Below are 12867 nucleotides of genomic sequence, written 5' to 3'. Positions count from 1 at the left end.
GCAATGGGCTGCGCTGGCGAGATGCGCCCAGCGCCTATGGGCCACACAAGACGCTCTACAACCGGTGGAAGCGCCGGGGTGAGGCAGGCGTGTTCACGCGGATGATGGAAGGGCTGGCGGCGGCAGGCGCCGAGCCGAAGACGGTTATGATCGACGCCACCTACCTGAAGGCGCACCGCACGGCATCGAGCCTGCGGGTAAAAAGGGGGGCCTTGGCCGCCTGATAGGCCGCACCAAGGGCGGCATGAACACCAAGCTCCATGCCGTAGCCGATGCGAACGGACGCCCCTTGAGCTTCTTTATGACCGCCGGGCAGGTCAGCGACTACACCGGTGCGGCCGCGTTGCTGGACGACCTGCCGAAGGCTCAGTGGCTGCTAGGTGACCGCGGCTACGACGCCGACTGGTTCAGGGATGCGCTCCAGGCCAAGGGCATCCAACCCTGCATCCCAGGGCGGCGGTCCCGCAACGAGCCGGTCAGGTACGACAAGCGCCGCTATCGGCGACGTCACCGCATCGAGATCATGTTCGGCCGCCTCAAGGACTGGCGCCGCGTCGCAACCCGCTACGACCGCTGCCCGACCGTCTTCTTCTCCGCCATCGCCCTCGCTGCCACCGTCATCTTCTGGCTGTAATCAACGAGTCCTGACCTTAAAGCATGATCGCGCGCTTGGTGGGTGCCACTGCGGTAAGCATGTAACTGTCCCAAAACACCATCCTTTTCGAGAAAGGCAGCAGCGCGACACGGTAGCAGCTATCAAACCTACCTCCCGGAAAGCGGTCGGATTGCTTCTCGCGAAGTATCGCCGTTCGCTGTCCGTTCGCTCCTAGCGTACGCAAAATTCACTTTCGTGTTGTGACCCCAGGAAGTCCGCGACGCGCGCGGCCTGCCCGGTATCGGACGAGGCGACATCCACGAGGCGGCCGATCGCGGCGCCGACCTCGTCGAAGGCGAGTGCGCGGATGAGGGGGCGGCGTTGCGGTTGCATGGTGCGTATCCTGTCCTATCGGGTGGAAGCTGTCATGCGATCAGGATGGGGCGTGCTTCCCGGCCTGGGCGATCATCACGGCGACCGCCTCGTCGAGCGCGGCGTCATCGCCGTTGACCATGCGCGCCGACGGGGTGAGGCGTTGCACGCCGGCGAACACGATGGCGGGTGTCCTGCCCTTGAGCCGATAGCAGAACACCTGGTCGCCCTCGATCGTCACCAGCTTCGTCCGGCATTGCCGGCGCAGCCGCTTCGCCTCCTCGATCCGGGTGATGAGCGCCGCCACCTCGAATTCGAGGCAGTGCGGCATGACGCTGTCGCCGAGCCGCGAGACGGGCCGGTTGGCGGCGAGCCAGGCATCGACCGCCTGTTCGGTGACGCTGCCGACGGCATGGTAATCGTCCGCGGCGCCATGACCGCGGTTCGAGGCGAGGAAGGCGCGCTGCCCATCGATCCAGATCTCGGCCGAGTAGCAGGTCGTTTCCTCGGACAAAGCGTCGACCACCTTCAGCTTGCGCAATTCGATGTGCATGGTGCGATCTCCAGGTCATGCTGCGAGGGCTTCGGGTTGGTCGATCCCGGGCGCGCCACCCGCGGCGGCGTTATGGAGCCAGGTCACCGCCTGCTCGGCTTTCGCCGCGGCCTTGATGATCGCGCTTGAATCGCCCTTCAGGATCTTCAGCCAATGATCGACGTAGCTGGCGTGGTTGTCGTGCAGCTCGCCGGGCAGATTGAGGTCGGCGCACACCAGACACTGGCCGATGCAGGCGACCAGCTCCTCGAACGCATAGGCGTTGTCGCCGAACTTCTTGCCGAACTCGCGGTTGAGGCGCTGCGGCGCGCCCGAATAATGGACATATTCGTGCGCGAGCGTGCTGGCGTAATGATCGTCCGAGCGAAACGCGCCGCGCTGCGGTAGCTGGATATAGTCGCCGATCGGCGAATAGAATGCCTGATCGCCGCCATGCCGCACGGTCGCCGGCAGGCCTCCGAAGAAGGCATCGATCGCGGCGCGGTGCCGGCTCTCGATGCGCGGTTCGGGCGGTGCGGGCACCGGATAATAATACGCCGGGAGACCGTCGATCTGATCGACGTTGAACACCGTGTACGAGCGCAGGAACCGGATATTCTTCGTCGCCGCCTCGCCGGTGACGCGGTCCGCCTCGGTTTTCGAGAAGGTCGAATAATAGACGCTGTGCGCGCCATGCTCGCCGCGCCGTACCTGTCCGCCCAACTCGGTCGCCTGTCGGTAGGTCATCCAGTTGCGGCCAGAGAACCCCTGGGCGTCGCCGATCGCCCAGAGATAGAGCGCGTTGATGCCGGTGTAGGGCGTGCCGCAATGCCGCAGCGGTCGCCCCCCTGCCCCGGTCAGTCCCCAGGGGCGCGACCAGGGCAGGACGCCGGCTTCAAGCTTGGCGATTATGAGGTTGGTGATCTCGGCCGCGACATCGCGGCGTGGCGCAGTCGATTTGCGGTGAAAGGTCATGGGAAAGCTCCCTCGATGCGCGGGCCACGCGTGACGGTCCGCGGGTAAAAAGAAGGCGGCCGCCCCGGTGAGGGACAGCCGCCAAGGTGTGCCCGGGAGACGAACGGGCCGGGGGTATCGGGGGGCTATTCGGCCGCGATCAGCGCCTCGTCGCTGTCGATCCCGGCATCGTCGGCACCGAGATCATCGGTGTCGCCGTAGTCGTCGTCGTCGAAGCCCTCATCGCCGGGCTCGTCGTCGATTGCCTCGTCGGCACCGGCGACCGACACGAGATCGAACCGCATCGCGTCGGGCACCCAGGCCAGCGCCGCGTCCTTGGTCTCCGCCTCGGTGATCGCTTCGCCGGCGAACAGCTTCTCGCAGCTGGTCGAGATCTCGCCCTTCTTCGAGGCCATGTAGCGGGCCGCGAGCGGCGCGCCCCCGACGTTGGTGAGCAGCGCCAGCAGCGTACCCTTCGACACGCGGTCGAAGAAGTTCGCCGAGGTAGGGCGCCACCATTTGGCGGGTTCGATCTCGAGGATCGAGGCGAGCCGCGCATGGAGCGGGTTGGTGGTGACCGAGCTGTAATCGGGCTTGGCCTCGAGCGAGGTCGCCACCACGACCGCGAGCCAGGCCGCCTTGGCGTCGTCGCTGAGCGCGCGGAACGCCTCGAACCGCTCGACCGGGTTCGACCCTTCCGTCCACGACGTGTCGAGACCCTCGCGGGCTTCGGCGATCGCGACCTGCGCCTGCGTGGCGGGCTGATCCTTGGGCATCTGCGGGTCCTGCGGACGCCCTGCCCGAACCGTCGTCCCGTAGCGGCCGTAGCCGTGGCTGGGGTCGGCGAGGCAGAACAGCATATAGTCGAGCGCGAGCCCCGGATCGCCGAGGATCGAGGCGGCGAGGATGTCGCGGCGCTGGACCGCCAGTTCGTCATGGAGCCGCGCGCTGAGCGGCTTGCCGCCAGGAGCGACCGCCTCGGGCGGCAGGTCGGCGGTGCGACGCGACGACGGCGACGACGGCAGCGGCCGATCGTCCCCGGGCAGGCGGATCGGCGTTTCGCTGTAATAGGTCGTGTCGAGCGTCATCTTGCCGTCGCGGCCGAGCGTCAGGAAGACGCCGACCTGGCCCTTGACCTCGTCGGTCAGCTCGGGCGCCTTGTCGTGGATCGCCTGATATTCCTCGCGCAGCCGATCCGATTCCGCATCGAGCGCGGCATAGGTGTCGTCATCGATACCCTCGTCCTCCATATCGCTCTCGATGACCTGCACGCGCTCCTCGATCTTGTCGCAGCGCGTCTGTTCCTCGTCCGTCAGCGGCGCTGCCGGCAGCGTCACGCGGTGGAGGTCGGACGTGATGCCGTAGAGGCTGGTCGTGGCGACGGGGCGCACCCATGCGACGCCCAGTTCCTCGCCGAGCCGCTTGGCCTCGGCCTCCATCAGCGAGGCAGCGAGCGTCTGCGCGAGTTCCGGGTCGGTCCAGCGGTCACCGTCCTCGCTGAACAGTTCGCGCTCGATGCGGCCGCCCGCGGCGACATAGGCATCGGCACCGACCAGGATCGCGATCGGATCCGTCGCCTTCATCGTGTCGTTGGCGATCGCGCGACGGATCTGGTCGGCGTTGACGTAGGACGAGTGACCATACTGCTCGAACACGCGCTCCTGCTTGGCCTTGTCGGCCGTCGAGCCGTAGGCCTTGGCCATCTCGTAGGAGATCTTGCCCGCGGCCAGGGCTTCGAAGATCGGTTCGGCAAGATCGGCGAGGCGCAGCCGTCCCTCGATGAAGCGGCGGGTCTGGCCAAACCGTTTGGCGACCGCGTCGACGTCACCGTCGGTCTTGAGGAAGTGCTGGAACGCGACGCATTCCTCGGCGACGGTCATCTGCTCGCGCTGGAAATTCTCGGTCAGCGACACCTCGCGCAGGTCCGCCTCGTCGCCGGTGATGATCTTGACCGGCACGTCATAGTCGGCGGCAACGATCTCGCCGGCTTCGGCCAGCATCATCGCACCGAGATAGCGGCGATCGCCGGCGATTATCTCGAACATGCCCTTCGGGCGGGGGGCGGTCACCAGCAGGTTCTGCATGATGCCGCGAGCGCGGATGCTGGCGGCCATCGCCTCGATATTCTTGGGCGGGGTGGTGCGCACGTTCTTCTCGGAACGCTTCAGCTTCGCGAGTTTGACGGTCTGGGTCATCTATCGTCTCCATGAGCGGGAAAGTGTCCGGTGCACGGGTGTTTCCCCCGACCCGGACACCCTCCCCGCTCCTTCTCCCCTCTCGTTTCCCGCTTGGGCGGGAGGGCGACTGGGGCTCGCCGACAAGCGGCTACCTTGCTGCTAGCTGGCTGTTATCGTGCCGGTCAGGCCATCAGCTTTGCGAGAACCGCATCGGCCGTCTCGACGGGGATGAAGACGCGCGTCTTGTAGGCGATGATCTCTGTGAAGCAGCCGATCGACTTGAGCCACGCGAGCTGGTCGGCCGGTGCGCCGCTGATCTCGATGCGCGGCTTGGCGTTGACGCGTACGCGCTTCACCTCGCACACGAACGGTCGCCGGATCGTGACCGTCCCGCCCTCCATCGCGGCGCGCGCGACCTCGGCCGGGCTGAGCACGTCGTTGCTGTCGAGGCCCATCTTCGAGAACAGCGCCGGCACGTCGCCCGGGAACACCATGCGCCCGAGCCAGGAGCGACCCTCGGCATCGACCACGCGGTTGACCACGAGATGGTCGCTCGGCAGCGCCGACCAGATCGGCAGCAGAAGGCCGGTCGCGAGCCGGATCGTCTCGACGTCGAGCTTGCCGCGGATCTCGTCGACCTCGGCCGACCATTCCGCCTCGAACCGTGCGCGGCTGCATTCCTCCCAGGCCGTCTCGTAGAGATCGTCGAGTGCGAGATATTCGTGCCGGGTCGGACGCATCAGTTCGATGCGCGACACCGCCACCCCGTCCTCGGTCAGCCAGGAGCGCGCGTTGGTGCGCAGCGCGACCTTGCCCGACTTGCCGTTGCGCACGAACACGGCGGTCTGGTCGGTATCGGCGATGCGCAGCACGCGCTCGAGCGACATGGGGTTGCGGCGCCGGGTCACCTCGATCGTCAGCAGGTGCGAGGTCGCCTTGCTGACCGGGTCGGTGCGCAGGATCGTATCGTCGAGCACGGTCGCGGTCTCGACCGTCATCGTCTCGACGCCGACATCGAGTGTCCCCGCCTCGCGCGCGGCCGCGACCCGTGCCTCGACCAGCGCCAGGAATTCGTCAAAGATGCAGTTCTGGAGCCCGATCGGCAGCGCCAGCAACCGGTTGAGCCAGCGCTGGATGGGCGGGAGATCCTCCTTCAACACGCCGTCGGTATCGAGCAGTTCCAGGCCGGTGCGATGCTGGAAATCGGTGAGGTTGGTGCTGGTCAGCTTCCCCGCGACGAGCAGGTGATACCAGCTGATGAGCGCCGCCTTGGCGTAGTCGCTTTCGAGATTATCGGCCGGGTCGAACAGATTCTGCCCCCCGGTCTGGCGCTGGCCGCGCGTCAGAGCGCCGAGGCTGTCTAGACGCCGCGCGATGGTCGAGGTGAACCTGAGTTCGCCCTTGCAGTCGGTCGTGACGGGCCGGAACAGGGGCGAGCAGGCCTGATGCGTGCGGTGGGTACGTCCCAGGCCCTGGATCGCGCGATCGGCCCTCCAGCCCGGCTCCAGGAGCAGATGCGCGCGTTGCTGCTGGTTCTTCGCATCGAGGCTGGCATGATAAGACCGCCCGGTCCCGCCGGCGTCGGAGAAGACCAGGATGCGCTTGGTGCCTTCCATGAAGGCGGCGGAATCGGCCTGCGTGGCGCGGGCCGAGCGCGATTCGAGCTTCTGCCCTCCCCCGCTCACCGTGATGAGGCGCTTGGTGCGCCCCGTCACCTCGGCGACCATCTCGGTGCCGAACCGGGTGATGATGGCATCGAGCACGGCCGCGATCGGCGGCAGCGCGCAAAGCTGCTCGACCAGATTGTCGCGCTCGGCTTCGGCTTCGGGGTTGGTGACCGGGTGGCCGCTCTCGTCGAACAGCGGTCGCGAGCGCACCTCGCCGGTGTCATCGCGGAAGAAGGTCATCTGCTGGACCGGGAATGCCCGCGTCAGATAGTCGATCACGGCTTCTTTGCAGTCGCAGTTTACGTCGAGCGTGGCGGCGGGATGCGCAGGTTTCCTTCGGTTTTCCATGATTTCACTCCAGATAAAGTGAGTGCCAGGGGGGTGTCCGGAGACGGGCTAGGCTCGCCTTCGAACGTCGGTGAGCATGGTGATCAGGGCATCGGATGGCGGCTTGAAGCGCCCGGGCTTGATGGCAGGTGCGCCGTGCGCCGCGAGAATCTGCAGCTTCTCCTCGGGATCGGCGCGCAAATAGGTCTCGGTGCTCTGGATGCTGGCATGGCCGAGCCACAATGCGACTTTGCGAATGTCCCCTGTCGCCGCGAGCGTGTGCATTGCGCAGGAATGGCGCAGCACGTGCGGTGTTACGCGCTTTCCAAGGATTGACGGCTGCTTCGTTGCCGCGGTCTTGACGTGCTCGGCCAAACGAAACGCAAATCCGTCGCGGGTCATGGGCTGCCCGTTGGCATTGAGGAATATCTCGGCAGCTTGCGCTTTGGGCCGTATCGCAAGCCACGCGCGCAATACGAACTGGGTCTCTTTCCAGAGCGGAAGGACCCGTTCACGCCGACCCTTGCCCATGATGTGCACGGTGGACAGGGAGCGGTCCGGGAAATCGCGCAGTTGTAGCGTTACGAGTTCCGACACCCTCAGCCCGCCAGCATAGGCCAGATGCAGCATTGCGCGATCGCGGGTGCCAAGGCGTGTCCGGGGATCCGGGGCATCGAGCAAAGCCTTGATCTCTGCCCGGTCGAGGTAGTCGATCAGCGCCTTGTCGGTCTTCTTGGTAGGGATCGATCTGACGCGAAGGGCCTGATCCAGGCAGGCCGGAATACGATACTCGATGTAGCGGAAGAAGGACCGGATCGCGGCGAGCCTGCCATTGCGGGTCCGAACACAGCTGCCGCGACCGTTCTCGACATGGTCAAGGAAGGCCATGATCATGTCGGTGCCGAGATCCTCGATCTCGAGATCGGTCGGCCGACGCTTCAGCCGATCGGCAGCGAACTCGACCAGGAGGACGAAGCAGTTGGCATAGGTCTTCACCGTGTGCGGACTGACAGCACGTTCGCGCGGCAGATGTTCACGCAGGTAGATCGAGAGATGCGGAGCGAGTGCCGTCATGCCGCTTCTCCCCGGTAAAGTTGCTCGCTGGCGGCAGCGATATCGCGCAGCAGCACCGGAGTGGCCTCGAGATACCAATAGGTGTTGGCGACCGACGCATGCCCCAGATAGACGCTGAGTGTCGCCATGTGGTGTGCGATGGCTTCCCTGTCGCGCGGGCACGACTCAAGCGAACGCACAGCGAAAGTGTGCCGCAGGTCGTGTAACCGCATCCCGGCCGTTCCGGTCGGTCCGCGGTATCCGAGCTGCCGGGCCAGCCTGACGAACACCACGTGGGCGCGCACCTTGTGTGGTGCTCTCCCCCGAATGGTCACGAACAGGTCATTGCCCGTGGCGCCAAGCCTTGCCCGGGTGGCGAGATATGCTTCGAGCGCCTGACGGGTCGATGGCTGCAGGGTAATCAGCCGCTGCTTGCCGAACTTGCCGTTGCGGACGATCAGGCCATCCTCGACCAGATCGTTGCATTGCAGAGCGAGGGCCTCGGAAATCCGGAGACCTGTCGCCGCCAGCAGGCCGAACAAATAATGGTACGTGTATGGGCTGATCGTGTCTTGGGACGCAACGTCCAACGCCGCGGTCATGATCGCCCGGACCTGTTCCGGTTCGATGATGGTCGGGGTCGGGCGTGGCCGCTTGCCCCGGCCGAAGACACCGGCAGGCGGAACCTCGTGAACTGGATCATCGGCTTGGATAAAGCGGCTGAAGTTGCGAACGGTGTCGAACCTACGGCGGGCCACATTTTGCGAACTCGCCGTGTGGCACCAGTCGTAGACCCGCTGGACTTGGATGTGTCGGTCGCCGAATCCTCCGGCGTAGGCGGCGTACAGGTGCAGCAAGCGTTCCTGTTCGGAGAACTTCCGTCCCAAGCTGCGATGGAGCGTGACGTATCTGGAAATGTGCATGTTCAGCATGACTGTTCTCCCGGCCAGGGCTGCGCGATCTTCATGAGCATCGGCAGATCGACCTTGGCGTAGATGGCAGTGGTCTCGGGCGAGCTGTGACGCAGGATGGTCCCGACGGACTCCAGGCCTGCGCCCGCTCGCAGCAGGTTGGTGGCAAGCGAATGCCGGAATATGTGCGACCCGGTCGGCACCCCATCGATCCCACCGCGGTCGCGCGTACGGGCGACGATGCCGGCGATCTCGGCGGACGAGCGGAATGGCCGGAACGGCGCTTGTGCGCGCAGGAACAGATGCTCTTCGACGGCCTTCGGGCGGGCTGCCGCAAGATATGCCAGGATCGCGTCGCCAACATCCTGCGGCAACGGCAGGCGGTCCGGCCGGCGCGTCTTGCCCTTGACCGTCAGGTGGCCGGATCGCCAGTCGATATCCTCAAGGCGCATGTCCTGAATATCACCAGCGCGCAGCCCAAGTCTGGCGAGCAAGAGGATGATGGCCTTGTCCCGGACCTCCACCGGACGATCTGTTGGACAGGCCGCAATGATCCTCTCGATCGTTGCCGGGTCAACGTGGCGCGGCAGCTTCGAAAGGCGGTAGCGCTGCACAGATGGAACTGCATGCAACAATGCCGGCCGGCACTCGCCACGCACGACCAGAAACCGGATGTAGCTCCTCATTATCGTGACGAGCAGCGATACCGAGCCCGGCGTCTCCTTGCTTCGTCGCTGGAATGCGCTCCTGAGTCCGGCGGCATCCCATAGCGAAGGCTCGCCAAGCATTGGCATCAGCCGTCTAATATCGGTCCGGTAGCGCCGGATCGTCTCGTCCGTGGCGCCGCGGTGTTGCTTGAGCCATGCCAGGTAAGCCGACATGTGCGGGTTATCGTCCGCCACCGGTTCAACCAATGGGATGGCGCCCCGGCCTCGCAGGAACTCGACGAAGTGCCGTGCGCATCGCCCCCGCCGCTTGGTGCCTGTTGCGACCAACTGGCCCCGCTTGCGCCAGACCGGGCATCGGCAATCATGCGCGGCGTACTCGTCGATGATCGTGTCGTCGATATCGATCCATTGGCGTCGCGTAACACGAAGCCAGGCCACGACATGCTCTGCCTCGGATCGATAGGACTGCGCCGGGCCCTCGGCGAGTTGCAGGCGATCGATCGCATCGGAATAGTCAGCGAGGTGCCGTGGCAGATCGTCGATCCCGTCGTCGACTTCGACGTAGCCTTGATCTTCCAGGAACCGGACGAAGCGCCTGACCCTTGCTGCTTGGTCAGCCTTGTAGTGCGCTTGCTGCGCCGAATACCGGTGGCACCGGCACCGATGCTTCTCGAACCGCCGGACAGCCTGATCGTCAATCGTGCGGATCGCGGTCCTATGCCGCTCCAGCCAATGCAGGAAATGGCGGACCGCCGCGCCATACAGAACCGCACAGCCTGACTTCTCGTCGAGGGACAGAGAGGAGAGGAATGCGGTGAGAAGAGCGCCGTGACTGGGCGGGTCTTCGACCCTGAGCGGGGCAGTCCGAAACGGCAGTGATGATCGTGTTCGCATGTTGGCTCCTTCGACTTGCTGAGGTCGACGGAACCGTAGTTATCTGGAGTGAAATCATGGAAAACCGAAGGAAACCTGCGCCTCCCGCCGCCACGCTCGACATAAACTGCGACTGCAAAGAATATGTGTAATGTTGAGCTCAACATTACACATACTCGCGCGGGGAGAGATCGATGTCGAGGTCGGCGCGCTCGTCGGGCGACAGTTCGCCCAGGCGGCGGTCGAGGATCGCCTCGGCGGTGCTGACCAGCTGCAGCACGACCGACTGATCGGCCGCCAGATGCTGTTCGATCGCCGCGATGACGGTCGGGAGCTTCGCTGACAGGAGGAGCGCCCCGAAGAACCGCTGCTTGCAGCTTTCGAACCGCGAGCGCGCCGCGGCCTTCGCGCCCGAGTTGAGCGTCTTGCCCTCGTTGCCGTCGACGACGCCGGTGAGTTCGAGCGCCTTTTCAAGGCCGCGATGGATGATCGCCCAGGCATCGGCATAGGTGTCGTACACCGCGATCTGTTCAGGCGTCAGCTCGTGGCGGAGGATGTCATATTCGACCCCGGCGAAGCTCAGCGCGCGCGCGGTGTAGAGGCCGGTCGCCTTGAGATCGCGCGCGACCAGTTCCATCGCCGCGATCCCGCCCTGCCGGATCTGGGTGATGAACGCCTCGCGGTTGGCGAAGGCGGTCTCCGGCCCCCACAGGCCGAGCCGCACGGCATAGGCGAGGTTGTTCACCTCCGACGCGCCGGTCGCCGAGGCGTAGAGCACGCGGGCGTCGGGCAGGTGGTTCTGCAGGAGAACGCCGGCGATGCCCTGCTGCGAGCCCTTCTTGGTGCCCATCGACCCTTCGCCACCCGCGACGCCGCCCATCTCATGCGCCTCGTCGAACGCGATGACGCCGTCGAAGTCGGCACCGGCCCAGGCGATGATTTGATCGAGCCGGGTGGCGTCGCCGCGGTTGGAGCGCAGCGTCGGATAGGTCACGAACAGGACGCCCTCGTCCATCGTGACGGGCTCGTCGATCTTCCAGCGCGAGAGCGGCTGCACATCGGCCGCGAGACCGCCGAGCGCGGTCCAGTCGCGGATCGCGTCGGTATGGAGCGCCTCGTTCTTGCTGATCCAGATGTTCTTGCGACGACCCGCCAGCCAGTTGTCGAGGATGACGGCCGCGACCTGCCGCCCCTTCCCTGCCCCGGTGCCGTCGCCCAGGAAATAGCCCTTGCGGTACGCGCGTCCGTCGTCGGAGAGCACCAGCCCCACGCCCTCCTTGTCTGGCTTGCTCAGGCCCGGGATATACTGGGTCCAGGCATGGCCGGCGTAAACGACGGTCTCGAGCTGCGAGGAGGACAGGAGGCGTTCGGTGACGGTGCGTTCGGGCAGCGACGGAACATGGACGGGGATCGGCGCGGGGATCGAGCCCATCGCGATCGATTCCACCAGCGCGGTCGGATGCTCGCCGGCAGCGTCGAACACGATACGGCTCGGCCGATAGGGCAGATAGACGCCGGACTGCTCGGCGAGTGGCGCCGGCGTCTCGAGTACCTGGTAGCCGACCGGGAGAACCTCGTTCCTGGCGAGAGCGCGGAAGATGCGCGGGGTGGCAGCGGGCTTCGATCTCACGCTGCGCAGGAGGGACAGCCCCCCGCCCCGCTTGACCGGCGCCGGAGTGGCGGCCTCCGGGATCAGATCCTGCCGGGGCGGGATGACCAGCGCCTCGACCAGGTCGCTTACGGCGCCGCGCTGGAGCGTGACCGTCGTGGTATCACCCACCGTCTTGTCGATGACATAGAGTCGCACCGCGACTCCGGTGCCGTGCTTGCCATAGGCATGGGTCAGCCGGATCGAGGTGCGCAGCGCGACGCTCGCCAGCGTCGTCGACCAGATCGTGCCCATGCGCGCGGAGTTGAAGAACCAGTCGGGCATGATCGCGACGACGCGCCCGCCAGGCCGCACACGCTTGATCGCCGCCTGCAGGTGGCGGACCGCAGCGAGCGCGTCGGCACCGCGGCCGAGCGAGCGCGAGAAGGGCGGGTTCATCAGGATGAGGCTGGGGCGCTCCGCGGATGCCATGACGCTGGCGATCTGCGCGCCGTCGTGGCCGGTAACGCTGGCTTTCGGGAAGGTGGCCGACAGCCGCTCGCGGCGCGCGGGATCGATCTCGTTGAGCTGGAGCGCCGCGATCGGCGGGAGGCCCGCTACCAGGAGACCGTTGCCGGCGCTCGGTTCGAGTACGATGTCATCCGCGCGTGCGTTCGCGAGCATGACCGTGATCGTGGCGAGATCGAGCGGGGTCGAGAATTGCTGCCAGTCGATCTGCTCCTCGCTGCGCACGGTCTGGGTAGGAAGGCGCGCCATAAGCCCGATCGCGGCGTCGACCGCCGGCGTGGTGCCTGCTGCGCATACCGCCAGCGCGGTCGCATGCTCCAGCACCTCGAAGCTCTCGCGCTGGGTCCAGCGACCATCGGCGTCGGTGCCGCCATAGGCGCGGATCATCGCGTCGTTGAGCATCGCTCGGGTGATCTTCGCGTCGCCGGCGATCGCGGGGAGCAGCAGGCGGGCGGCAGCGGTGGCATGGTCGGCGCGCGCGGGCGCAGGGTCGAACAGGTCGGTCATGGGGGTCTCCGGGTCTGTGGCTGCTCGTGCAGCTCACGACCCCGACCCCCCTTCCCTCTCAGAGCCTGATTCATAATTATCCGATGAAATTTCATAGTCTTGCGATGCGACGCGC

Annotated in this window: 9 protein-coding genes and 1 pseudogene; 1 reads left to right on the top strand and 9 read right to left on the bottom strand. The window is 65.9% G+C overall.

The genetic code is table 11. The features are described from left to right. Positions 1 to 634: pseudogene (locus tag AX685_RS20750) on the top strand (IS5 family transposase); the annotation flags it as partial. A 192-nt stretch (positions 635 to 826) separates the two neighbouring features. Here the strand turns inward: AX685_RS20750 and AX685_RS21335 are convergent. The 9 genes from AX685_RS21335 to AX685_RS01115 all read right to left on the bottom strand — a co-directional run bounded on the left by AX685_RS21335 (position 827) and on the right by AX685_RS01115 (position 12752). Beyond that, complete coding sequence (locus tag AX685_RS21335) at positions 827 to 988, bottom strand: DUF7673 family protein (RefSeq protein WP_156445589.1); 162 nt, start codon at positions 986 to 988, stop codon at positions 827 to 829. A 40-nt stretch (positions 989 to 1028) separates the two neighbouring features. Further along, positions 1029 to 1520, bottom strand: coding sequence for a hypothetical protein (locus AX685_RS01150; protein WP_016510938.1), 492 nt, complete (start codon positions 1518 to 1520; stop codon positions 1029 to 1031). 15 nt (positions 1521 to 1535) lie between these two features. Next, entirely contained in the window at positions 1536 to 2474 is a 939-nt protein-coding gene (locus AX685_RS01145) for an ArdC family protein (protein ID WP_062126480.1), read from the bottom strand. Between the two features lie 125 nt (positions 2475 to 2599). Further along, the gene (locus AX685_RS01140; protein ID WP_066278458.1) at positions 2600 to 4648 is read right to left on the bottom strand and encodes a ParB/RepB/Spo0J family partition protein; all 2049 of its coding nucleotides are present in this window, start codon (positions 4646 to 4648) and stop codon (positions 2600 to 2602) included. Positions 4649 to 4812: 164 nt separating this feature from the next. Continuing rightward, a complete protein-coding gene (locus AX685_RS01135; RefSeq protein ID WP_050811008.1) occupies positions 4813 to 6537 on the bottom strand; it encodes a strawberry notch C-terminal domain-containing protein in 1725 nt (574 codons plus the stop codon). A gap of 156 nt (positions 6538 to 6693) precedes the next feature. Then, positions 6694 to 7698 (bottom strand): tyrosine-type recombinase/integrase, encoded by a 1005-nt coding sequence (locus AX685_RS01130; protein WP_063142269.1) that lies wholly within the window; start codon positions 7696 to 7698, stop codon positions 6694 to 6696. Continuing rightward, positions 7695 to 8609 (bottom strand): tyrosine-type recombinase/integrase, encoded by a 915-nt coding sequence (locus AX685_RS01125; protein WP_063142271.1) that lies wholly within the window; start codon positions 8607 to 8609, stop codon positions 7695 to 7697. Before AX685_RS01125 ends, AX685_RS01130 begins: the two co-directional genes overlap by 4 nt. After that, positions 8603 to 10150 carry a tyrosine-type recombinase/integrase gene (locus tag AX685_RS01120; RefSeq protein WP_063142273.1) on the bottom strand — a complete coding sequence of 516 codons (1548 nt, stop codon included), beginning with the start codon at positions 10148 to 10150 and terminating at the stop codon, positions 8603 to 8605. The genes AX685_RS01125 and AX685_RS01120 overlap by 7 nt, the downstream gene beginning before the upstream one ends. A gap of 145 nt (positions 10151 to 10295) precedes the next feature. Then, positions 10296 to 12752, bottom strand: coding sequence for a strawberry notch-like NTP hydrolase domain-containing protein (locus tag AX685_RS01115; RefSeq protein ID WP_066278463.1), 2457 nt, complete (start codon positions 12750 to 12752; stop codon positions 10296 to 10298). Positions 12753 to 12867 lie beyond the last annotated feature (115 nt).

Origin of the sequence: Sphingomonas sp. CCH9-F2, assembly GCF_001556735.1 — a bacterium.
GTDB classification, from domain to species: domain Bacteria; phylum Pseudomonadota; class Alphaproteobacteria; order Sphingomonadales; family Sphingomonadaceae; genus Sphingomonas; species Sphingomonas ginsenosidimutans.
This window is presented reverse-complemented; position numbering and strand designations above follow the sequence as displayed.